General features: G+C 71.1%; 18 protein-coding genes and 3 pseudogenes. 12 read left to right on the forward strand and 9 right to left on the reverse strand.

Going from position 1 to position 22,367, the window contains the following annotated elements; genetic code table 11:
- Positions 1 to 155 precede the first annotated feature (155 nt).
- Complete coding sequence (locus ACFWUZ_RS18330) at positions 156 to 371, forward strand: DUF6243 family protein (protein WP_384373298.1); 216 nt, start codon at positions 156 to 158, stop codon at positions 369 to 371.
- 168 nt (positions 372 to 539) lie between these two features.
- Here ACFWUZ_RS18330 and ACFWUZ_RS18335 read toward each other — a convergent pair whose 3' ends face one another.
- Positions 540 to 1,517, reverse strand: a complete 978-nt coding sequence (locus tag ACFWUZ_RS18335; RefSeq protein ID WP_384373300.1) for an AraC family transcriptional regulator — start codon at positions 1,515 to 1,517, stop codon at positions 540 to 542.
- A 248-nt stretch (positions 1,518 to 1,765) separates the two neighbouring features.
- Between ACFWUZ_RS18335 and ACFWUZ_RS18340 the strand changes: the two genes are divergently transcribed.
- Complete coding sequence (locus tag ACFWUZ_RS18340; RefSeq protein WP_384373303.1) at positions 1,766 to 2,200, forward strand: SgcJ/EcaC family oxidoreductase; 435 nt, start codon at positions 1,766 to 1,768, stop codon at positions 2,198 to 2,200.
- Between the two features lie 311 nt (positions 2,201 to 2,511).
- On the opposite strand, the gene ACFWUZ_RS18345 is transcribed toward ACFWUZ_RS18340, so the two are convergent.
- Positions 2,512 to 3,255, reverse strand: a complete 744-nt coding sequence (locus tag ACFWUZ_RS18345) for a class I SAM-dependent methyltransferase (protein WP_384373359.1) — start codon at positions 3,253 to 3,255, stop codon at positions 2,512 to 2,514.
- Between the two features lie 300 nt (positions 3,256 to 3,555).
- Between ACFWUZ_RS18345 and ACFWUZ_RS18350 the strand changes: the two genes are divergently transcribed.
- Positions 3,556 to 5,037: a hypothetical protein gene (locus ACFWUZ_RS18350; RefSeq protein WP_384373305.1), complete on the forward strand. Its 1,482-nt coding sequence runs from the start codon at positions 3,556 to 3,558 to the stop codon at positions 5,035 to 5,037.
- A 70-nt stretch (positions 5,038 to 5,107) separates the two neighbouring features.
- Here ACFWUZ_RS18350 and ACFWUZ_RS18355 read toward each other — a convergent pair.
- Together ACFWUZ_RS18355 and ACFWUZ_RS18360 are read right to left on the reverse strand one after the other, a co-directional pair.
- Positions 5,108 to 5,712: pseudogene (locus ACFWUZ_RS18355) on the reverse strand (carotenoid oxygenase family protein).
- Between the two features lie 121 nt (positions 5,713 to 5,833).
- Positions 5,834 to 5,899: pseudogene (locus ACFWUZ_RS18360) on the reverse strand (hypothetical protein); the annotation flags it as partial.
- Between the two features lie 258 nt (positions 5,900 to 6,157).
- Between ACFWUZ_RS18360 and cutA the strand changes: the two are divergent.
- On the forward strand, positions 6,158 to 6,487 hold the full coding sequence (gene cutA / locus ACFWUZ_RS18365; protein ID WP_384373307.1) for a divalent-cation tolerance protein CutA: 330 nt from the start codon (positions 6,158 to 6,160) through the stop codon (positions 6,485 to 6,487).
- 81 nt (positions 6,488 to 6,568) lie between these two features.
- On the opposite strand, the gene ACFWUZ_RS18370 is transcribed toward cutA, so the two are convergent.
- Positions 6,569 to 7,222 carry a hypothetical protein gene (locus ACFWUZ_RS18370; RefSeq protein WP_384373309.1) on the reverse strand — a complete coding sequence of 218 codons (654 nt, stop codon included), beginning with the start codon at positions 7,220 to 7,222 and terminating at the stop codon, positions 6,569 to 6,571.
- A gap of 371 nt (positions 7,223 to 7,593) precedes the next feature.
- Between ACFWUZ_RS18370 and ACFWUZ_RS18375 the strand changes: the two genes are divergently transcribed.
- Together ACFWUZ_RS18375 and ACFWUZ_RS18380 are read left to right on the forward strand one after the other, a co-directional pair.
- On the forward strand, positions 7,594 to 7,977 hold the full coding sequence (locus ACFWUZ_RS18375; protein ID WP_384373311.1) for a VOC family protein: 384 nt from the start codon (positions 7,594 to 7,596) through the stop codon (positions 7,975 to 7,977).
- A gap of 242 nt (positions 7,978 to 8,219) precedes the next feature.
- Positions 8,220 to 9,284 (forward strand): glycoside hydrolase family 26 protein, encoded by a 1,065-nt coding sequence (locus tag ACFWUZ_RS18380; RefSeq protein ID WP_384373313.1) that lies wholly within the window; start codon positions 8,220 to 8,222, stop codon positions 9,282 to 9,284.
- Between the two features lie 313 nt (positions 9,285 to 9,597).
- Here the strand turns inward: ACFWUZ_RS18380 and ACFWUZ_RS18385 are convergent, their stop codons facing one another.
- Positions 9,598 to 9,915, reverse strand: coding sequence for an NHLP-related RiPP peptide (locus ACFWUZ_RS18385; RefSeq protein ID WP_384373315.1), 318 nt, complete (start codon positions 9,913 to 9,915; stop codon positions 9,598 to 9,600).
- A gap of 46 nt (positions 9,916 to 9,961) precedes the next feature.
- A complete protein-coding gene (locus ACFWUZ_RS18390) occupies positions 9,962 to 10,294 on the reverse strand; it encodes an NHLP-related RiPP peptide (RefSeq protein ID WP_384373317.1) in 333 nt (110 codons plus the stop codon).
- Between the two features lie 103 nt (positions 10,295 to 10,397).
- On the opposite strand from ACFWUZ_RS18390, the gene ACFWUZ_RS18395 reads away from it, so the two are divergent.
- Both ACFWUZ_RS18395 and ACFWUZ_RS18400 read left to right on the forward strand, forming a co-directional pair.
- The gene (locus tag ACFWUZ_RS18395) at positions 10,398 to 11,588 is read left to right on the forward strand and encodes a putative peptide maturation dehydrogenase (RefSeq protein ID WP_384373319.1); all 1,191 of its coding nucleotides are present in this window, start codon (positions 10,398 to 10,400) and stop codon (positions 11,586 to 11,588) included.
- A 102-nt stretch (positions 11,589 to 11,690) separates the two neighbouring features.
- Positions 11,691 to 12,029 (forward strand): annotated as a pseudogene (locus ACFWUZ_RS18400) (methyltransferase domain-containing protein); the annotation flags it as partial.
- A gap of 105 nt (positions 12,030 to 12,134) precedes the next feature.
- Here ACFWUZ_RS18400 and ACFWUZ_RS18405 read toward each other — a convergent pair.
- Positions 12,135 to 12,527 carry a YciI family protein gene (locus ACFWUZ_RS18405; protein ID WP_384373321.1) on the reverse strand — a complete coding sequence of 131 codons (393 nt, stop codon included), beginning with the start codon at positions 12,525 to 12,527 and terminating at the stop codon, positions 12,135 to 12,137.
- A 292-nt stretch (positions 12,528 to 12,819) separates the two neighbouring features.
- Here ACFWUZ_RS18405 and ACFWUZ_RS18410 point away from each other — a divergent pair, with 292 nt between their 5' ends.
- The 3 genes from ACFWUZ_RS18410 to ACFWUZ_RS18420 all read left to right on the forward strand — a co-directional run bounded on the left by ACFWUZ_RS18410 (position 12,820) and on the right by ACFWUZ_RS18420 (position 20,871).
- A complete protein-coding gene (locus ACFWUZ_RS18410; RefSeq protein WP_384373323.1) occupies positions 12,820 to 13,188 on the forward strand; it encodes a hypothetical protein in 369 nt (122 codons plus the stop codon).
- Positions 13,189 to 13,505: 317 nt separating this feature from the next.
- Positions 13,506 to 15,920, forward strand: coding sequence for an MMPL family transporter (locus tag ACFWUZ_RS18415; RefSeq protein ID WP_384373325.1), 2,415 nt, complete (start codon positions 13,506 to 13,508; stop codon positions 15,918 to 15,920).
- Between the two features lie 94 nt (positions 15,921 to 16,014).
- On the forward strand, positions 16,015 to 20,871 hold the full coding sequence (locus tag ACFWUZ_RS18420; RefSeq protein WP_384373327.1) for an aminotransferase class I/II-fold pyridoxal phosphate-dependent enzyme: 4,857 nt from the start codon (positions 16,015 to 16,017) through the stop codon (positions 20,869 to 20,871).
- Positions 20,872 to 20,965: 94 nt separating this feature from the next.
- Here the strand turns inward: ACFWUZ_RS18420 and ACFWUZ_RS18425 are convergent, their stop codons facing one another.
- A complete protein-coding gene (locus ACFWUZ_RS18425; protein WP_384373329.1) occupies positions 20,966 to 21,514 on the reverse strand; it encodes a GNAT family N-acetyltransferase in 549 nt (182 codons plus the stop codon).
- Positions 21,515 to 21,629: 115 nt separating this feature from the next.
- On the opposite strand from ACFWUZ_RS18425, the gene ACFWUZ_RS18430 reads away from it, so the two are divergent.
- Complete coding sequence (locus ACFWUZ_RS18430) at positions 21,630 to 22,277, forward strand: CatB-related O-acetyltransferase (protein WP_384373331.1); 648 nt, start codon at positions 21,630 to 21,632, stop codon at positions 22,275 to 22,277.
- Positions 22,278 to 22,367: the final 90 nt, after the last annotated feature.

Consider the following 22,367-nt stretch of genomic DNA (forward strand, 5'->3'; position numbering starts at 1 on the left):
GGGCCCACGGAACCGGGTAACGTCTTTGTCATGTTCTTCCAGCCGCCGATTCACGAGTGAGAGCGTGACGGGCCCCTGCTCACGTCCTTCGACGTCGCCGCCCGTGCCCCACCGATGAATCCGTAGATCAGTTCACATCACCACCGGGAGAACCCGTGACCGACAGCAAGAACATCAACAACCCCGTGGGCCAGGGCGGCGGCCATCGCAAGAAGCTGTCCCGCGCCGAACGGCAGAACAACGGTCCGCACCGCAACCTCGACCGCCAGGGTGCAGCCGACCAGAAGGCGGAGCTGGTGCGCAAGATGCGCGAGAAGGCAGCCGCAGCCGAGGGCTCCGTGCAGGCGGGCGACGACACCGCACAGAGCTGACGCACCGCCGTCGCAGGGCGGCACCGCACAGGCAGGGCCCGGACCGCGACGCGCGGTCCGGGCCCTGCTCGTCTGTGGGACGGGAGCGGGGTGCGGTCCGAGCTGGTGGGGACGGGCCTGAGCACCACCCGGGTAAGGGCGGCTGCTGCCGGGCTTGAGTGGTGCGGGTCAGGACTCGGCCAGGGTGCTTCGGGGAGGAGCACCGTAGGCGGCACGGTAGGCGGCGGAGAAACGTCCCTGATGAGGGAAGCCCCACCGGTTGGCGATGGCCGTCACCGTGTCCCGCGAGGGGTCCGCCGCGACCAGGTCGGCATGGGCCAGAGCCAGCCGTACGCGGCGCAGATAGGCCGTCGGGGTCGTCCCGAGGTGGCGGCGGAAGGCGTACTGGAGGGCCCTCGGCGTGACACCGGCGGCCGCGGCCATCTCGCCCAGGCCGATTTCGGCATCCGGCTCCGACTCGATGAAGGCGACCGCCCGGCGGACGGTCTCCGGCGTCGCGTCCCGGGTGTCCGCGAGCACGGGCTCGGGGCGGGCGTTGCTGGGGAAGGCGGCGAGGACGGTCGCGGCGAGCATCCTGGCGGCGGCGTCGATCACCAGGGGTGCACTCCCGGCCGGCAGGGCCAGCACGCTCTCCTCGACGTAGTCGACGGTCCTCTTCCACTGGGTGGCCAAGGCCGGGGACGCCGGAGTGAAGCGGGTGAAGTGCAGTGGACGGGCGGTCCGCCCGGGCGTGCGGCCCGCCAGCTGTTCCAGCAGGGCGAGGGGTACCGTCACGGCGCGCAGCTCGGCCGCGTACACGCGGCCCGCGTAGGGGAGGTGGGGTTGCGAGATCGCCAGGACGTCGCCCGGCCCGGCTTCGGTGACGTCGTCCGCGCACTCCCGGCCCATGCGGCCGCTGACCACGTGCGTGATGGCCACCGCCCCCAGGGCCTCGGTGGTGTAGGCGTAGTCCGTGGGTAAGGACAGCGTGCTGAGCGACACGGGCCCGGCGGCGGTGCGGGTGTACCGGAAGGAGCTGTGCGGGGCGGGTGTCGTCATGCGCAGGCTCGTGCCGTACGCCGCCTTCAGCCAGTCGCGGGCGGCGTCCACGTCGGTGGTCCGGAAGCTCTCCGCGCCAGGCGGCTTCGCATGCGGCTGCTGGGGCATGGCGGTGGGCGTCCTCTTCGGCGGCGGGCGAGCGCGGCACGGTGAGCAGCGCGGCCCCAGCGTACGTCGGGAAGCGGATGCCGGAGGGTGCGTGCGGCAACTCCGGAGACGGCCGGGAGCCGATCACGGTCCTTGACCTCAACGGGGCTTGAGGACGTTGAGTAGTCGACGACGGCGAAGACGTCGGCCGGAGGGATCCGGTGGGGAACATCCGGTCGGTCCGACCGGGAACGGAAAGAGGTGCGGCCATGACGAACGACATCCTGGTGGTGGGGGCCATCTCGGCGGAAGTCCGGGCGGCGGTGACAGGTGTGGTGAAGGACCTGGAGGAGGCGTTCAACGCGCATGACGCCATCGCCTTGAGTGAACAGTTCGCCCTGGAGGCGTCCTGGACGAACGCCGTGGGCAGGCGTCTGGACAGCCGCGAGGCGATCGCCGAGTTCAGCGGGCCCGCGCTGAAGGGGTTCCTGCGCGATGCGTACGCCCGCTACGACGTCGTCAAGCTCCTGGAAGTGGTGCCCGGAGTCATCGCTGTGAACGTCCGTCAGATACCTACGGACAGCTCGGGCACCCCCGTCGAAGGCCCTCGGGGTGTCACCAGCTATGTGATCGCGCAGCAGCGGGACGGCTGGAAGATCGTGGTCGGCCAGAACTCCGCCGTCGACGCCCTGCCCGCCGACTGATCTATGCGGGCAGCCGCGAGACCGGCGGCTGACGGGGAGGCGGGCTCCCCGTCAGCCGAGCCGGTGAACGAGGCCCCAAGTGGACTTCATCCAGCGGCCCTTGATGATCGGCGGATGCTGAGCACCGGGGCGTCGGCGGCGCCGAGTCGGCCGGGGTCAGCGGCTCGATCCGGGCCGCCCTCGCATCAGGCGCGCCCCGCAGACGACCGAGGTGGCCGGTCGCGCCCTGGGGATGCGGTGGTGACCGGCGACGCCCCGACCCCGTCGGGGCCGCTCGCAGAGGTCGGGGCGCCGGCAGGTCCGGTGGGGCGTCAGGCGCGGCAGCGCAGCATCTCCAGCGGGGGGTTGGCGTGGAAGTCCGCCCAGTGGTCCGTACCGAACGCGCGGATGCCGGCCTCCGACACCGTCACGGGCACCCAGGTCGCGTCGCTGAAGCCGGCTGCACGCAGGCACTTCTCGTAGACCTCGCGGCGCGGCCGGTTGGCGACGAACGAGACCGGCGGGTCGAGCAGAGCCGTGGTCCGCACCTGCGGTCCGGTCTCGACCTCCTCGCCGGTGAGCACGCTGAGGAAGCCGTACTTCTCCGGGGTGGGCCCGTCGAAGCGGAAGTCGGGCGACTGGTTGAGCCCGAAGAACTCGCCGCCGGGCTTCAGGCTCTCGTACGCGTTGCGGCACATGCGCTCCGTGGTGGCGATGTCCTCCGCGTAGTTGAGCAGCTGGACCGCGAGGACGATGTCGAAACGCCGGTCGAGGGGACGCAGGTCGGTCACGTCACCGACCTCGTAGCCCACGCCCAGCGGATCGCGCTCCTCCAGCTGCTGTGCCACCGAGACCATTTCCCCGGAGACGTCGATTCCGCGGACCTCCGCGGCGCCGCGGCGCTTGAACTCCCTGCTGTAGAAGCCGGTCCCGCAGGCCAGGTCGAGTACCGACTTGCCGCGCACGTCCCCGACCATGCCCAGGAAGCTGGGCACCACCGCGTACTGCTCCAGCGGCAGGGCCTTGAACCCCTCGTACGCCTCACCGATTTCGTCGTACTGCTGCTGCGCGCTCATCGTGGTGTTCTCCCCGTTCGGTATGCCGTTGACCACGGACGCCCCGTCCCGGAGCACGCCGCGACCTCTGCCTGGCAGTCTCTACGGGCTTCTCCGGACTGTCGTACTGGCAGAACCCACAAAGATCCGGACCTCATCCCGGCATGGCGTACCGCGGGCGGGGGCATGCGAGCGGCGCGCGGACCCCGCTCGACCAGGTGCTTTGCCCTGCCATTAACCTGACGATGCTCAGAACGACACTGACCTGCCCCGCGGGGGATGCGCGCCGCGCGCCTGGGGCTTCGAGGGGGATCCGCCGAAGTGAAGATCAAGTTCCAGCGCATGGCCGTCGTGGCCGCCGCCGCCGTGGTCGGACCGACCGTCCTCATGGCGACTCCCGCCATGGCCGAAGAGGTGCAGCACCCGGCCGTCACCGTGCCGGACGCCGAGCCGAAGGACGATGCGGCCCCGGGGAGCGGCGAGCCCTCCGGTCAGCAGGCGCCGGAGGCGAAGTCTCAGGACCCGAAGCAGGACCCGAAGGCCCGGGAGGCGAAGGCTCAGGACCCGAAGGGACAGGCCGAGCCGAACGCCGCCGCCAAGGACGAGAAGGCCGCGAAGGCACCGGGGATGACGCTGACCGGGTTCCCCGGTGAGTTCAAGGCGGGCAGCGAGTGGCGGGAGTTCTCCCTCCACGTCGACAACTCGGGCCGGCCGGCGGCCGACGACTACTCGCTCGAGCTGGCCATGATGGCCCGCGACACGACGGCGTGGGAGTCGGGCGACATCCAGCTCGAGGTCCACGCCCCCGGCGCCGCCGGGACCTGGGGCTGGCACAAGATCGAGGCGTACGGCTCGGAGGAGGCGTACAGCTTCAGCCTCGCCGACGTCGACATCGAGGCGAACGAGGTCTTCGACCTCAAGCTCCGCATGAAGTTCGGCAAGGATTCCGCGGCCAGTCGCTTCTCCCTGAGCACGACCGCCCAGGGCGGATCCGTGGACCGGGTCCGGTACGAGTCCAAGGTGACCGCCAAGGACCCGCAGGCGGGCCACCAGGGCCCCAAGGTGGCACTGAAGGGGCTGCCGGACAGCGGCCTCGAGGCCGACGGCGAGTGGAAGCCGCTCACCCTGAGCGTCGACAACACGGGCAAGGGCGCGTTCGAGCGGTACGGCTTCAGGGTCCTCATCGCCAACAACGATCGCACCCTGGCGGCGAAGCACCTGCAGGTCGAGGTCTGGGACGGCAAGAACTGGGTCACGGGCGACGAGGAGCTCGACCCCTGGGCGGCCGGCCTCGTCTTCGACCGCGCCATCGGCAAGGACGCCAGGCTCGACATCCAGCTGCGGGTCAAGGTCGCGCCGGACGCCCCGCTGGGCGACAAGGCCTTCATCGTGGTCGACGCGAGCTACGACGACGACATCATGTCGCCCCTGATCTTCACCTACTTCTCCGTTTCCGCCCCGGGCGGCGACGCCGGCGACGGCGGCCAGACCGGTGGTGACCAGACCGGCGGCAACACCGGCGGCGGTAACACCGGGAACCAGCCCAAGCCCGACGGCGGCGGCGTCACGCCCGTGGTCGACCAGGGCAACGGCTCCACCACCGGCACCACCATCGGCACCGGCACCGGCACCGGCACCGGCACCGGCACTACGACCGGTTCCACCACCGCCACCGGCGGCCAGCTCGCCACCACCGGCTCCGACCCGGCCACGAGCTGGGCCCTCGGCGGCGCCGGTGCGGCCCTCGCCCTGGGCGCCGCGCTCGTCGCCGGCACGGGAAGGCGCCGGCGCACGACCGCGTGAGGCAGGCCCGTCGCGGGGAGGTCCGTACGTCACGTCGTACGGGCCTCCCCGCGCGCAGGGCTCCGGTGGGTCAGGTGCGGCTGCCGTCCAGGGCGGCATCGGGGATCCAGGAGCCGTGGATACCGGCGGTGACGCGGCGGGGCAGGTGGACGGCGGCGATCCGGTCGAGGCCGGAGGCGTCCAGGACCAGGAGCTGCGAAGGTCCTGCTTGAGGTCGGAGACGACGGTGAGCGGGTAGCCGTCGTCCTCGCGGGTGGCGCCGGCGGCGGGGACGAAGACGGCCTCGCTGGGCAGCCGGGCGTCGCCGCCCTCGTGGATGCGGCGGGCGCCCGTCGTGCGGTCGTACTTGACGACGCCGTAGCCTCCGAAGCCGTTCTGGTCGGGGAAGGAGACGGGGCACTGGTAGCGGTGCTCCGCCCCGAGCTGGTCGTCGTTGAATGTCGGGACCTCCACCACGAGGTCGTCGATGATCTGCTCGTCCACGGCGCCGGCCGTCGTGTCGATGACCCAGCGGCGGGTGGTGGAGCGGGTGTTGGGCGCGCTGCCACGGCCGGGTGCGCCGACCCACCGGTTCCAGGCGCGGGGCATCACGCCGATGCGGGCGGGCTGGTCGTCGTTCCAGCCGTAGGGGATGCCGGAGTGCTCGCTCGGGTCGAAGGTGACGGTGCCTTCGATGAGGACGACGTAGCGGCGGGTGACGGCGAAGTCGTGCTTGAGGGAGGCCTGGCCCTGGGGACCTCGCGCTGTGGGTGATCTCGCCCTGGGCGTCGGCGACGTAGTACCTCAGGTGGGGCGGGAAGGGCCAGGAGCCGAAGAAGTGCAGCTCTCCGGTGACCGGGTCGGCTTTGGGGTGGGCGGTCATCGCGCTGCGGAGCTTGCCGCCGAAGTCATGGGCGCCGACGGTGTCGAGATCCGGGGTGAGTACGAAAGGGAAGGCTTCATGTGAGTACGAACCGCTCACACTTTCCCGGGTCAAGCCCCCGCCCTGCCTCCCACTCGGTGTCCCCCGTGCCGGATGCGTCGGGTCGGGGGACGGGGGACGGATCCACTACGCCAAGTCGGCGGGCCGGTCGCCGGTGGTGGGTAGGGTCGTACGGAAACCGGTCAAGGAAGGTGGGGAATGGCGGACAACGGCATCGTGATTGCTCAGACGACGTCGGACGACGAGGACAGGGCGTACGCGCTCGCCCGTGGTGCGGTCGAGGCCCGGCTGGCGGCGGGTGCGCACGTGGATGCGCGGATGACTGCCTTCTACTGGTGGAAGGAGAAGGTGCAGCACGAACGCGAGTACCGGATCTCCTTCAAGACCACCGCGAGCCGGGTGGCGGAGCTGGAGGCGTGGGTGCACGCGAACCACACCTACGAGGTGCCGCAGTGGATCGTGCTGCCGACCGCGGGGACATCGGCGGAGTACCTCGCGTGGGCGGTGAAGGAGACCGGCGGCACGTAGTCGCCGGACACCACCCCCGACGGGACCCGCTGCCCGGGCCCTGCACCCCGGGGCCCGAACTCCCCCTCCGCCGCTCCCCGTTCAGCGCAGCAACGCGCCCCGCAGGGTGATGCCGTGCCGCGTGCGCAGTCGCCGCAACTCCCACATCGCCACGGCTGTCACGGACAGCGGCGCCCCCAGCACGAATGCCAGCTGGACCATGAACGGCACGTCCTCGTAGGCACCCCGGAACAGGTCGAAGAGGGCGACTTCCCAGACGAGGAGCGTCGCGAGCAGAGGCGGAACGGTCTCGTGGAGGTCTGCCGTCCGGAAGACGTGGACGAGTGACTGCCCGATGCCGTAGAAGGCGAAGGGAGTGAGCCACAAGAGGAAGGCGCCCATGGCGAACAGCAGCACCACCCGCCCTGCGGAAGCCGTCCAGTCCGTCTGCTCGTCCACGTAGCCGAGCCCCGTGATCAGTCTCGGCACGGCGAGTGTGACGACCAGTGCGAGCAGCGCCCCGGCGGGCTTGCCCACGCGGTGCAGGAACACGCGCCGGTTGGGCGGGCGAGCCGCAGCGATGAAGACGGCAACCGCGACGGGGAAGGTCACGGCGAGCACGATGAGGGTGGTACGGATCTGGGCGAAGCGGTCGTCCACCACGGCGTCGGCGTCCGCCGCCAGCCCGTAGGACAGCAGCATCCACGTCATGGCGACCAGTCCGATGACGGTCCGGATGACCTGGACCCTCTTCACCGCCGGATCGTGCACACGGTCCGGTCGGGACGGAGTGAACACCGCGCGCCCCACGGCGATCGGGTTGAAGAGACGCTTGAAGGTCAGCCGGCGCGCGGGAGCCGGTGGCCATGGGCCTGGCGGCGGGCCCGGTGGCCAGCCCGGAACGGGCGTCGCTTGTCCTGCTCCGTACGGATTCCACGGCGCTCCGCCACCGCCACCGCCGCCGCCCCCGGTTCCGCTCATCCCCGCGTCCTTCGTGTCGCCCTGCCGATGGTCACGACGAGAATAGGCCGGTCCCGGCGCGCCTGACAGCGTCTCAAGTCCGCGGTAGCCGTGACCGGGCGAGGGGGAAGAGGGGGGAGCAGGCTCCGCGCGCCTATCCTCGCGGTATGGCATGCCGAATCAGCGAAATCGTCATCGACGCGGAAGAACCGGACCGGCTGGCCGCCTTCTGGTGCGATGTTCTGGGCTACGTCGAGCTGGGTCGAGAAGCGGACGGCAGCATCCAGATCGGCCCGCCCGGCGTCGGATCCGGCGGAGCACAACCGACCCTCGTCCTGAACGCGGGCCGCGAACCCCGGCGCGGGAAACTCCCGCTGCACATCGATGTCAACGCAACGGACCGTGACCAGGAGGCCGAGCTGGCGAGGCTGCTCGCACTGGGCGCCGTACGTGCCGATGTCGGCCAGAGCGGCGAGGAAAGCTGGCACGTCCTCGCAGACCCCGAGGGCAACGAGTTCTGCCTCTTGCGCACCCAGCTGAAGCCCGTCTGACGCACCGACTCCCTGCCCGACCTCCACTCCTGGTCGAGGACGATGCTGAACTCCCGCGCCAAAGGCCGATCAGAGGGACGCAGTCGGCATGCGGAGGCAGGCCCCGGCTTTCACCCGGTCGGAGCAAACGGGGACCGTCGGCTGCCGCGAACGGCTCAGCATCGGGACACCGAACAGGCCGCACACCGGAGGAGGTGTCTACCGTCGCTGGACACATCGTTCGCGGAGCATGTGGAGGCGTCATGTCCCATCGAGGCCGCCGGCTGGCGGGCGCCTGCGCAAGCACGCTCGCCCTCGGCCTGCTCGTCGCCGGGTGCGGGCTCGGCCCACCACCGCGCAAAGGTGCCGCCAGTGGCGCCGGCAGCAGCGCCGGGACCGAGGTCGCCGTAGGGGCCTATCTCCACTACGGCTCCCCCGGCGTCGAGAGGATGCAGGATCTCTCGCGCTGGCTCGGAGGTACGGAGCTGCGTGCCGGGCACACCTACCTGCCCGGCGACACCTGGTCGAACATCGAGGGGGCGCCCGATTCCTTGCGTACCTGGGCACGGTGGCGCAAGGCGAAAGCGGATCGGCTGTTCGTCCTGAACGTGCCCATGCTGGAGCGCAACGAGGGCGGTGTCCCCGACGGCCGGGTCGCCGAGCTGATCCGCTCCGGCGCGAAGGGCACGTACGACCACCACTTCCAGCGGCTGGGCAAGCGACTGGTCACCCTCGGAGTGCCGGACACGGTGATCGTGCTCGGCTGGGAGATGAACGGCTTCAACTACACCCACCGATGCCGGCCCGATCCCGAGAACTGGAAGAAGTACTGGCGGCGCATCGTGGCTGCCATGCGTTCCGTGAAGGGGCAGCGGTTCCGCTACGACTTCGCCCCCAACCGCGGCAGCGACGCGATCGCCTGGACCAAGTGCTATCCCGGCGACGACGTGGTCGACGTCATCGGCATGGACAGCTACGACCAGCCACCGGGCGATACCTTCGACGAACAGGTCACCCAGCCGTACGGACTCCAGCAGCAGGTCGACTTCGCGAAGGCGCACGGCAAGCGCATCTCGTATCCCGAGTGGGGACTGTTCCGGAACGGCGACAACCCCGAGTACGTGCGGCGCATGGTGGCGTGGATCGCGAAGAACAAGCCGCTGTACCACAGCATCACCGACTACTGCCCCCACGGTGTGTGGCAGTGCAGCGAGAACCCGCGCTCCACGCGGGTGTTCCGGGAGCTCCTGTCCACCCGACAGGGCCGCGGTCGGCCGTTCGGCTCGGACGGGGCGGCCTCCACGGACCGGCCGCCGGACGCGGGGTGAGGGAGACGTCCGGCGTTCCGGTTGCGCCTGTGCGTCGAGGGGTGCGCGATGGCGTTGCTGCCGGGGTGGCTGCCCGCGAGCGGCTGGAGGTCCCGCGGGAGGAGGCGACCCGTGCGGCCGCGGCCTTGACAACAGGGCCTCCCGGCACTGCTCGGTAGGGATGCTCGTCCCCGAGCTACCAGAAGGCCCTGCCTCCATGCACCGACCGGCCGACCGGCCAACCGGCCGGAGACCACTCGCGCGGGAGACCTCTTCGGCCTGCACGCTCAACTATCGGTTGAGATACGGCTTCTCACGCGAGGTGTGGATCCGGTCAGCTGGTGCGCAGCACCGTGGGGATCGAGTCGGCGGCCAGCATGAATACGATGGTGTGCGCCCCATCGGCCAACAAGTAACCGCGCAGTTGGTCGCGGGCGTCGGCGATGGCCTCCTTGGCGGCCAGTCGATCCACCATCAGGCAGCTGAACGGCGAGCCCGCGCGCAACTCCTCTTCGGACAGCTCGTATCCGGCCTGGACCAGGGCGGCGTGGCGGTTCTGCTGGAACAGCTCGCGGAAGGCGTCGTCGGTGGCGAGCAGATCGAGAAGTCGATCGACGACCTTCGGCGGGATCCGCAACTTGGTGGCGTGCACGGTTGATGGCATGGTGTTCCCCCTCTTCAACAGGTGAGCGTGAGCGTCAGTTGTGGCGCAGCACCGCGTCCGTCACCCCCGCCTCCGGGGCGTGCGGATTGTTGTACGCCGCGTCGGCCAGTAGGTGCGCGCGCAGTTCTTTGCGAGCACCAGCGATGGCTGCCTTTCCGGCCAGCCGTTCCACGGTCAAGCAGCTGAATGGCACGGCCGCGCGCAACTCCTCTTCGGACAGCTCGTATCCGGCCTGGACCAGGGCGGCGTGGCGGTTCTGCGTGACCAGCCGGCGGCAGCGGTCGTCAGTGCACAGCAGATCAAGCAAACGATCGACGACGCCGGCCGTAAGGTGCAGCTTCTCGTTCCCCAGTGCCTGAGCCTGCATGATAAGAACCATAGCTGCCCACCGGGTGACACGGGAGCCTTTCCGTGGCGCCGCCGATACCGGATCCCGCACTCCGGATCCGCCATCCGCCGAACGGATCCCGATGCGTATTCGCCGTTGTGCCGTGCTGTTTCTGGAGCCTCGCGAGGATGTGGACTTCGACTTGGACTCGCTGCTGACCGGCGGTGCCGGCTTGAGTCGCACCCGGCGCTGGCTGGCCTTGGCCGCGCATCTCGACGCGGAGGTCGAGGTCGACGCCCCGCACCGCGAGTTGCTCGGCCGGCTGAGCCCCGGCGAATGGCATGAGACCGATTCACTGGACGCCGAAGAATCAGCGCTGGTGGCCGAGTTGATCGACAGTGGACTGGTGATCGCCGACGACGAACGCCATACCGCTCATCGTGAACGCGACGACGTACTGCGCGCCGGTCATTGGTGGCCGCCCGCAGCGATGATGCACCGGCTCGCGCGGTGGGAGGGTCTGGACAGCGTCAGCAGCATGGCAGCCGGCGAGATGACCACCGCCGCCGATCTGCGGAGCAAGCTCGGCCCGCCGCCCGCGCATGCACTCGAGCGCAGGGACGCACCGGACCGGGTGCCGTTGCCGCGCATCGACGGCAACGAGTTCGATGCGATGCTGGCGCGGCGTGCGACCTGCCGCAACTTCGACGGCGAGCGGGCGTTGCCGCTGGGGTTGTGCGCGCACATGCTGCAACGCGTGTTCGCCGCACAGTCGCAGGTACGAGTCGACGACGACACCGTGTTCCTCAAGAAGCACACGCCTTCCGGAGGCGGTCTGCATCCGACCGAGGCCTACCTGATCGTGCAGAACGTCGATGGTCTCGCGCCCGGGCTGTACCACTACCACGCGGTCGATCACGCCTTGGAGCGCTTGCCCGCCCCGGACGAGCCACTGGAGCAGTTCGCCCGCCGCGCCCTGGCCGGTCAGCACTGGTTCTCCAACGCACCCGTGCTGGCGGTCCTGGCGCCGCGTTACGCGCGCAGCTTCTGGAAGTACCGTCAGCATGCCAAGGCCTACCGTGCCCTGGTGCTCGACAGCGGGCACCTGTCCCAGACCTTGTACCTGAGTGCGACCGAACTCGGTCTCGGCGCCTTCGTGACCTCGGCGATCAACGAGATCGACATCGAGCACGGCTTCGGCCTGGACCCGCTGGCCGAAGGCCCGCTGGCGATCTGCGGCTTCGGCTGGCGCGCACACGAGATGACCACCAGCGAATTCGATCCAGCCGAGGAGGTCTGGCTGCGCACCGCGGACGCAGCCGAAGAGAGCTGAGTCCACCTGACCACAGGCCGGCCCGCCGGCCCGGCCCGGAGTTCGGCCCGGAGTACGAGGCGCTCACGGAGGTAGGCTGCGCCGAGGGACCGAGTAACCGACGTGCCCGAGGGCTTCGCCCCGTCGGCAGGACCGGCGCGGGTGAACGACCACGACAGTTTCGCCGAGGCGTACGCGGCGGAGAACGAGAACAACCTCGTGAACGCGTACTACGAGCGGCCGGCGATGATGGCCCTGGTCGGAGACGTGGCCGACCGTCGGATCCTGGACGCCGGCTGCGGCTCGGACCCCCTGTCCGCTGCGCTGCGCGACCGCGGTGCGGTCGTCACGGGCGTCGACGCGAGCGCCGGGATGCCGGCGTTGGCCAGGCGTCGGCTCGGGGACGACATGGCCCTGCACGGGGTCGACCTGCGCGACCCTCTGCCCTTCGCAGGCCAGGCAGGTGCCTGACGTCGGGGGACGCGCGTCGGCGAGCCACACAGGCCCCTGCCACCTTGCCGGGAGGCCGGGGCCTGCCCGCGTACGCGCGGGCCGTGGGCGGTCGGCTCAGGCAGCCGAGGGGTCCTCGGGGATCGGGTGCACTTCTACCGGGTCATTGCCGGGCGCCCCGCCCGGGCCGGGGCACGCGGACGCCTGTGCGGCGATCTCCAGGGCCCGGTCCTCGCTCTTGACGTCGACCACCCAGTAGCCGGCCAGGATGTGTCCCGACTGTGCGGGCCCGTCCGTCACCTGTGGCCGTCCGTCGGTTCCGGCACGCACCGTCTTGACCAGTGAGGGACCGCCGAGGCCCTGCCCGTCCACCCATTCGCCGGCGGACACGAGCTCTTCGTTGAGGGTGTTCATGTGGGCGAACATGGCCTCCGTGTCGTCCTTGGAGAACGACGACATGATGGCGTCCCACTCATCGGCAGGCACGTTCATCTGGATCATGTACTTCATGTTCCTCACCCTTCCCGGGCAGCTGCTGGGCGTCTCAAGCTTACGAAAAGGTAGACAGCCGGACCCGGGGAAACTCATCGGTGTCCTGCCCGGAAGTCTCATCGCCGCCCTGGTCGCACCGTAGGCATACGCCGGCCGGTCCACGGGAGACTGCCGCGAGGCCGAGTCCGCATCGAATGTCAAGACCCGAATTCCCGTCGCTTGGCCGATTCCCCCCAGAAGGCAGCATGGTCTCAGGAACGGACTACTTCGTTCCGGGTAACCGGGATCATTCCCTGGAGAGGAATTCATCATGGCGAGAACCATCTCGAAGCGCATATCTCGCGTCGCCGGCATTTCTTTCGCCGCCGCGGTACTTACCGGTGCGGTAGGTGCGGCAAGCGCTGAAGCGGCTCCGCAGGCACCGAAGGCTGCGACAGAATCCCTCACAGGCGGAGGGAAGCAATGTTATGCGATCAAGGATCCTGCCACGGGGAAGCTGATCGGTTTTCCGAGTGATTGCACGAGTTCCTCCATCATCGTGCTGGATGAACACGGGTACTACCCCGTCACGCCGAACACGCCAAACACCCCCAACACCCCCAACACCCCCCGCACTCCGAGCACTCCCCTGACCCCCGGTGGCGGCAACACCCCGAACACCCCCAACACACCCAATTGAGCAACCCACGCGCCCTGAAGTGGGCAGGGCAAGGATGACAGCGCCGCACGGTGAAAGCACCGCGTCGGCGCTGTCGCGTGGTGCGGGTGCGGTCCCATGCCCCCGGCTCCGTCTTCCCGAATCCGGTGAGCAGGCGCGGCCGGAGCGCCTCTGCGCGGCCGCGGACCGTACCCTTCCGGCCCTGTCAAGTGACGAATAACCGGGTCTACGGCCTTTCCCCTCCTCCCGGCACGGTGGAAACGAGCGTCCTGCGCAAGAGCAGGACCCGAACGCCATCCGGATCGGAGGCATCCGTGTCTCGTCCCACAGGGGTCTTCGTGACCCGTCGCCCCCGACTCGTCCTGCTCGCCGCGCTCGCGTTCCTGCTGCTGTCCGTCGTGTTCGGCGCGGAGGCGACCGGCCGGCTGAAGACGCAGGGATACGACGATCCGCGATCCGAGTCCAGCCGCGCCGCCGTCATGGCGGCGGCGGGCCCGGGCTCCTCCCCCAACCTGGTCGTCGTCGCACAGGCCCACAGCGGTTCCGTCGACGACCCGGCCGCCCGGGACGCGGGCGAGATCCTGACCCGGCGACTCGCCGTGAATCCACTGCTGCGCGATGTGTCCTCGTACTGGACCGGCGGCGCGGCGGAGCTGCGCAGTCGGGACGGGCACGCCGCCATGATCGTCGCGCACGTGGACGGCGAGGGGGAACGGCTCGCGGCGCGGGTCAAGCAGCTGCGGCAGGAGCTGACCGCCCCGACCGGTTCCCACACGTCGGCCCTGACAGTGCACGTGGGAGGGGCTGCGCTCGTCGACGCCGAGCTCCAGGACATCTCGGAGTCCGATCTGATGCGGGCCGAGTCCGTCGTCCTGCCGGGAACCCTGATCCTGCTGGTCTTCGTGTTCGGCAGTGTCGTGGCCGCTGCCCTGCCCCTGCTGATCGGGGTGCTGGCCATCGCCGGGACGATGCTGGTCCTGAGCGCTCTCGGCGCCGTCACCGACGTGTCCGTGTTCGCGCTGAACCTCACGACGGCGCTCGGCCTGGGGCTGGGCATCGACTACGGGCTGCTGATCGTGCAGCGGTTCCGCGAAGAACTCTCGAAGGGATGCAAGCCGCGCACCGCGGCCATCCGCACCGTGCGCACCGCGGGCCACACGATCGTCTTCAGCGCCGCGACGGTCTCCGCCGCGCTCGCGACACTGCTGGTCTTCCCCCCGTACTTCCTGCGGTCGTTCGCCTACGCGGGCATCGCCGTGGTGGCGATCGCCGCGATCAGCGCCCTGACCGTGCTGCCGGCCCTGCTCACGCTGCTCGGTGAGCGGGTGAACGCCTGGGCCGTGCCGTGGCGCCGCCACGTCCGGGCCGGCTCGCGGTCCCGCTTCTGGGAGCGGCTGGCGAGGGTCGTCGTACGCCGCCCCCTGGTCGCGGCGCTGCCGGTGATCGGCCTGCTGGTGGTACTCGCCGCGCCCTTCGCGAAGGCCGGTTTCGCCACGCCCGACGACCGGGCGCTGCCGGTGAGCACGTCCAGCCGACAGACCGGGGACCTGGTGCGCGGTGCCTTCGACATGAAGGGCTCCGGCGCGCTCACCGTCGTCCTCACGGGGGCGGCGTCCCCGTCGGCGCAGGAGGAGTACGCGCGCCGGCTGTCCGCGCTCCCGCAGGTCGCCCAGGTCACGGGGCCCACCGGCAGCTTCCGGCACGGTGACAAGGCGGCGGAGGCAGCGGAAGCCACAGACGCGGCGGCAGGAACGGGTTCCGGCTCCGCAGGGACCGCCACCGGATACGCCGCCGGAACCACCGCCGGAACGACTGCTGAAGGCGGCGGCGGAATCGCGGCCGGAACCACTGCGGAAGCCGCAGCCGGATCCACTCCCGGATCCACTCCCGGTTCCGCCCCCGACGCGACCGCCGGCACCGGCCCGGTCCGGCTTTCCGTGGTGCCGCTGGTCGACCCTCAGTCGCACGCCGCCCAGCAGCTCGTGCACGACATCCGAGCCCTCACCGCTCCGCGGGGCACGGACGCCCTCGTCGGCGGGCCGAGCGCCGTACTCGTCGACGCGAAGGACACCGTGGCGGACCGGATCCCGCTGGCGCTCGCCGTCATCACCCTCACCACGTTCGTGCTGCTGCTCGGCTTCACGCGCAGCCTGCTCCTGCCGGTCAAGGCGATCGCGTTGAACGCCCTGAGCCTCGCGGCCGTCCTCGGCTCAATGGTGTGGATCTTCCAGATGGGGCATCTGCACGACCTGCTCGACTTCACGCCAGGACCGCTCAGTACGACCATGCCGGTGCTGCTGTTCTGCATCGTCTTCGGGCTCTCGGTGGACTACGAGGTGTTCGTCCTGGCGCGCATCAAGGAGGCGCACGACGCCGGACAGGGCAACGCCGACTCGATCGTGACGGGCATCGCCCACACGGGCGGCATCGTCACGACCGCCGGCGCCCTGCTCGCGTTCACCCTGCTGAGCTTCGGAACCTCCCAGGTCTCCCTGCTGCAGTTCTTCGGGATCGGCGCAGGCTTCGGTGTCCTCCTCGACGCCACGCTCGTCCGGGGCGTCCTCGTACCGGCGCTCATGCGCCTGGCGGGCGGCCTGAACTGGTGGGCCCCGAAGCTGCCGGGGCGCAGGGTGGCGCGCCCGGCGTCGCGCCCGCCCCCGGCCGCCGCCCGGCCGTGCCCGCCGGGCCGGTGCCCCCCGAACCGGCCCGTCGGCCGTACGCCGGTCCGCCACCACGCCCCCGCGCGGCGCTGACACCGACCGCGCACACCCCGCTCCCCACCCTGTACCCCGCCCGTCACCGCCGCCCCGGGACCCGCCCGAGGTGCTACGACAAGGAACGCCTCCCATGACTGACATCGCCATCACCGGACTCGGCTGCCGCTTCCCCGGTGCCCCCGACATCCACGCCTACTGGAAGCTCCTGAGGAGCGGGGAAAGGCAGTTCTCCGCGGTCCCGGCGGAACGCTGGAACCACGGGACCTTCCACGAGCCGGACGACCGGTCCGCGCCCAATGCCACGTACACCGACCAGGTCGCCTTCCTGGAGGACGTGGACCGCTTCGCCCCCCTGCACTACGGGGTGCCGCCCGCGCGAGCCCGGTCCATGGACCCGCAGCACCGGCTGATGCTCGACGTGGCCCGCGAGGCCCTCGACGACGCGGGGCTGGGACGCGGCGACTTCGACCGGGAGAACACCGGGGTGTTCGTCGGAATGTCGGTGTCCGACTACAAGGACCTCATGGCCGCGCCCCTGCGCGCGATCGCCCTGGCGGAGCAGTCGCAGGCGGCGGACCACCCCGGCGACCGCGACGCCGTCAGGGAGCAGGCGCGACAGCTCGGCACCATCCACGCCTTCACCCTCCCGGGGAGCCTCCTCAACATGGCCTCCGGCACGATCAGCCGGCAGTTCGACCTCGGCGGCCCCAGCTTCGTCGTCGACTCCGCCTGTTCCGGATCCCTGGTAGCCCTCGACCAGGCGATCGCCCACCTGCGCCAGGGCACCTGCCGGATCGCGCTCGTCGGCGGCGTCTACCTCAACCTCACCCCCGACAGCCTGGTCGGCTTCTCCCGGCTCCGCGCGCTGTCCGCCACCGGGGTGTGCCGCCCGTTCGACGAGAGGGCTGACGGCTTCGTGCTCGGCGAAGGCGCCGGCACCGTCGTCGTACGGCCGCTCGCCGACGCGCTGGCCGACGGCGACCGCGTGTACGCGGTGATCAGGGGCATCGGCTCGGCCAACGACGGAGCGTCTCCCGGTCCGCTGGTTCCCACCGCCGAAGGCCAGCTGCGCGCCATGCTCCGGGCCTATGAGGACGCGGATGTTCCGCCCTCTTCGGTGGGCTTCATCGAGGCCCACGGGACCGGCACCGCCGCCGGCGACGGTGCCGAACTGGAGGCGCTGCGCCGGCTGCGCACCGAGTACCCCGACGACGACCCCGCCCTGTGCTACCTCGGTTCGGGGAAGGCCATGATCGGGCACTCCCTGTCGGCGGCCGGCATCGCGGGCCTGATCAAGACGGCCCTGGTCCTCCACCACCGCACGATCGTGCCGCAGCCGCAGACCACCCCTCACCCGGAGCGGGACGTCTCCGCCGCCGGCCTGCGCTTCGCCGACACGGCGCGGCCCTGGCCGGGCGGGGGCGCGCCGCGGCGCGCCGCCGTCAGCTCGTTCGGTTTCGGCGGCACGAACGTCCACGTGGTGCTGGAAGAACAGCCCCGGCCGGCCCTCAGCCGCCTGTCGGTGCGTGCCGAGGGTGCCGAACCTCAGCTCGTCCTGCTCTCCGCCGGCAGTCCCGAGCTGCTGGGCCGGCACATCGAGGACGTGCTCGACACCGTGGGCCACGCATCGCACGCGCCGATCGCGGCACTGGCCCACACCCTGGGTGCGCGTGCACCGCTCGGTGCCCGGCTCGCGATCGTCGCCGCGGACACGGAAGAGTTCCTCCAGCGGCTGCGCCGTGCCCGCCGGCAGCTCGCCGACGGCGCCCGGGGCGACCTCGGCGACAGTGCTTTCGCCGCCGACGCCCCTCTGCCGGAGGCCCAGCGCCGCATCGCCTTCCTCTTCCCCGGTCAGGGCAGTCAGCGGCCGGGCATGCTGGAGGACCTCTACGAGCGGTTCACCGCGTTCCGGACGAACATCGACATCCTCAGCGCCGTGGCCCGGCGGGACACCGGATTCGACCTCGCGGACCTGCTGTACGGCGGGACCTCGCACGGTCAGGGGGACGCGGAAGGGCTCCGCCGGCGGCTCACCGGCACCGACGTGTGCCAGCCGCTGCTGGGTGCCGTCCAGATCGCCGCCACACACCTCCTCGCCCAGTGCGGTGTCGCTCCCGACCTGGCCCTCGGCCACAGCGTCGGGGAGTTCGCCGCGGCTGCGGCAGCCGGAGCACTCTCCGACGAGGAGACCGTACGGCTGCTGGTCCACCGGGGCGCGGCGCTCCGGCGTGCCGGGGCCGCCGTCCCGGGCGGGATGCTCGTCGTGCAGACCGACAAGGAGACCTGCCGCCGGCTCGTCGCCGGCATCGACGACGTGTGGCTCGCCTGCTTCAACCAGCCGCGGCAGGTCGTGGTCAGCGGCACGCCGGACGGGCTCGCCGCCACGCGGCAGGCCTGTGCGGAGGCCGGGATCGTCACGGCACCGCTCGAGGTGTCCGACGCCTTCCACTCGCCGCGGTTCGCCTCCGCGGAGGAGACCATGCGCTCGGACCTCGCCCGCCGACGCATCAGGGGGTCCGCCCTGCCGTTCGTCTCGACCGTGAACGGGGCCGTCTGCACCGACCCCGGTGTCCTGCGCGAGCTGTGGGCCCGGCACGCGTCCACGCCGGTCCACTTCGGGGATGCCGTCGGCACCGCCTACGACCAGGGGGCCCGCGTCTTCCTCCAGGTGACGGGCGGCAGCTCGCTCCTCGCTTCGGTCCGCGGCAACCTCGACGGCCGCGGCGACGTTCACGTCGTGCCCGCCGGAGCGCAGTCACCGGACGGCGGGCGCGCCTTCGTACGGGCCCTCGCCCGGCTCGCGGTCCTGGGCGTCCCGGTCGACCCGCGCGCCCTGGTCGCCGAGGAGGACCGCCGGCTGCTGGACCTGCCGGTGGCGAAGCTCGCCACCGAGTCGTACTGGGTGCCGGGACGGCGCCCCGCGGCGCAGGCCGAACCCGCCGCCGTCCCGCCCCGGCCCGCAGCACACGAGGAGATCTCGATGAACGTCCTGACGCATCCCCCGGCGAACGAACCGGCCGGCGACCCGATGGACCGGGTGCTCCAGCTGGTCCGGCTCGTTCAGGAGCAGGTGGCACTGGTCGTTCGCCTCACGGAGACGCTCCCCGGGCAGAACTCCGCCGCGCCGGAGGCCACCACGCCGTCGACGGCCGGGCCCGCGCCGGAGGCCGCCATCCCGGCCGTCCCGGTCGCCCCCGTCACCCCTGATGCACCCCCTGCCCCGGCCGATCCGCCCGAGTCCAGGGCAGTGGCCGACGTGGAGCCCGCGCCCGCCGGGGACCTCGACGCGGCCACCGAGGCCGTGCTCGCGCACGTGGCCCGGATCAGCGCGTTCCCCGTAGGTCATCTGCGGAGCGATCAGGCGCTGATCGACGACCTGGGATTCGACTCGCTGATGCTGACGGACCTGTTCGCCTCCCTGTCGCGGCAGTGCCCGCAGTGGACGTTCGACGAGGGAGCCGCTCTCCGGCCGACTGTGGGGAGCATCGCGGCGATGATCGCGAGCAGCGGCGGGGAGGCCGCGCCCGCTGGAGCTGCGCCCGACCGTGCCCGCCGGGTTGGCGCCGCCGTACCCGGACAGCGCGCCGAGCGGGGTGACGCGGACCGCGGGAATGCCGACCGGGGTGACGCGGCCCCGCCGTCGCCGCCCGCGGTCCTGACCACGGTTCCCGCATCCGTCGATCCGTCCCCTGAGCGGCCCGAGCCGGCGGCGCCGGCCGCCTCCGTCGCCCCTCCGGTCGTGCCTCCGGTCGCCGCTGCGCTGCCCGAGGAGCACACGCGGATCGAATGCTTCCCGGAGGTGGCCGCCCACGGCGAACGCCTTGCCACGCTCGCCGGGATGGGCCTGCCCAACCCGTACTTCCTCGTCCACGAGGGCGGCATGACGGACACGACCGTCATCGACGGCCGTGAACTCCTCTCCTTCTCCAGCTACAACTACCTCGGCATGGCGACGCACCCCCAGGTCACGGACGCGGCCAAGCAGGCCGTCGAACGCTGTGGCACATCGGTGTCCGCCAGCCGACTGCTGTCCGGCAGCCGCCCGCTGCACCTGGAACTCGAGGCGGAACTCGCCGACCTGCTCGGCTGTGAAGCCGCGATGACTCTGACCAACGGGCACGCCACCAACGTCACCGTGATCGGTCACCTCGTCGGACCGGGAGACCTGGTCGTCCACGATTCCCTCGCCCACGACAGCATCCTGCAGGGATGCCGGCTCTCCGGGGCGACCCGGCGCCCGTTCCCGCACAACGACGCTGCTGCCCTCGACACCGTCCTCGGGCAGATCCGCCACCAGTACCGGCGGGTGCTCATCGTCATCGAGGGCGTGTACAGCATGGACGGCGACATCGCCGACCTGCCGGCCCTCGTCGAGGTCAAGCGACGCCACGGCGCGCTGATGATGATCGACGAGGCGCACAGCATCGGGACGATCGGTGCGACGGGGCGCGGCATCGGCGAGTACCACGGCATCGACCGCTCGGAGGTCGAGCTGTGGTCGGGCACGCTGTCCAAGGCCCTGGCAAGCTGCGGTGGTTACGTCGCCGGGAGCCGTTCGGTCGTCGAGTACCTGCGCTACACCGTTCCCGGCTTCGTCTACAGCGCCGGCATGACCCCGGCCGACACCGCCGCGTCGCTGGCCGCCGTACGGCTGCTGCGTGCCGAGCCGCAGCGCGTGGAACTCCTTTCGGAGAACGCCGCGTTGTTCGCCCGGCTCGCACGGGAGGCGGGCCTCGACATCGGGGACAGTCACGACACGGCGATCGTCCCGTGCATCGTCGGCGACTCCCTCAAGACCCTGCGGCTGGCGGAGGCCCTGTTCTCCCAGGGCATCAGCGTGAACCCGATCCTCCACCCGGCGGTACCGGAGGAACTGGCCCGGCTGCGCTTCTTCATCACCTGCAGCCACACGCCCGACCAGCTCCGGCGGGCCGTGAGCGCACTGGCGCACCAGTTGCTCCGGCCCGACCTGGCGCACGCCGCCTGAGCCCGGCCATGGACACCGCGCCCCGCCCCAGGTGGCCGCGGTGTCCCTGACCGCCGGCCAGGGACACCGTCGGACACCGGCGCAGGCCGTGGCTCTACTCGGTCCGGATGGCGTCTGCCGGGAGCTCGAAGACGAGGTCGAGTCCGTCTCGCTCCTCCCCCTGCTCGCCGACGCGCGTGAATCCGAAGCCCGCGATGGTCGCCAGGGAGGCCGTGTTGTCGGATCTGATGGTGGCCCGCACGGTCCTGACACCGGGTTCGGCGGCGGCCCGCGCGAGCAGCGCCCTCAGCATGGCGCGACCGTAGCCCTGGCGGCGCCGTCCGGGCACGACGGTGTAGCCGATCTCGACCGTGCCGGCCGCGTCCGGCGGTCCGTGGAACCCGGCGTCGCCGACGACGGCTCCGTCCGGCTCGGACACCGCGGCCCGCGTGATCCAGGGGGCGGCGGACGGGTCCTTGGCGAGCTGGTCCGCGCGGTAGCCGAAGATCCAGCGCGCCCGGTCTCCGACGAAGTGCTCGTCGAGGGCGACCCCGGCCTCGGCGCTGCCGCCGGCGAGGTCACCGTCGGCAAGTGCCCGCAGGGCCCGGGCGTTGAGCTGGACGAAGCGGACGCGTTGGGGGGTGGGGAGGGTTTCGTTGTTCATCGCGGAGATGTTCTCGCGGCACGGGAGGGCTGTCCATCGCATTACGGCCCCCGCGGGCGCTCCGCTGCGATCATGGGATGAACCAGCCTGTTGCGTGTGAGGAAGCCGAGTCACGATGCCCGCTGTTCCTGCCGATCCGACCGTGCTTCACCCGGTGCCCGGGCAGCCGCGCGTCGTGCTGTTGAAGCCGCTGGTCACCTCGCCACTGATCGAGGTCGGCGAGTTCTCGTACTACGACGACCCGGACGATCCGACCGCGTTCGAGACCCGCAACGTTCTGTACCACTACGGGCCGGAGAAGCTGGTCATCGGCAAGTTCTGCGCGCTGGGCGCAGGGGTGCGGTTCATCATGAACGGCGCCAACCACCGTATGGACGGCGCCTCGACCTTCCCCTTCCCGATCATGGGCGGCTCGTGGGCCGAGCACTTCGACCTCCTCACCGGCCTGCCGGGACGGGGTGACACCGTGGTCGGCAACGACGTCTGGTTCGGCTACCGGACCACGATCATGCCGGGCGTCCGTATCGGCCACGGAGCGGTCGTCGCGTCGGGTTCCGTCGTCGTCGACGACGTCCCCGACTACGGCGTCGTCGGCGGCAACCCTGCCGGACTGATCCGCCGCCGCTTCAGTGACGAGGACATCGGCCGTCTCCTGGCCCTTGCCTGGTGGGACTGGCCGGTCCGGCACATCACCGAGCACGTGCGCACGATCATGTCCGGCAGCATCGACGGTCTCGAAGCCGCTGCCCCCGGCAAGGTCTAGGTGGTGCCGGCCCGGTAGGCGGGGGCGGTGCCTCCTTGTCGGGCCCCGTGACGGGTGGTGCCGTACGGGGGTCGGAGGGGTGCCGCGAAG

Origin of the sequence: Streptomyces sp. NPDC058646, from assembly GCF_042716875.1 — a bacterium.
In the GTDB taxonomy this organism is placed as follows: domain Bacteria; phylum Actinomycetota; class Actinomycetes; order Streptomycetales; family Streptomycetaceae; genus Streptomyces.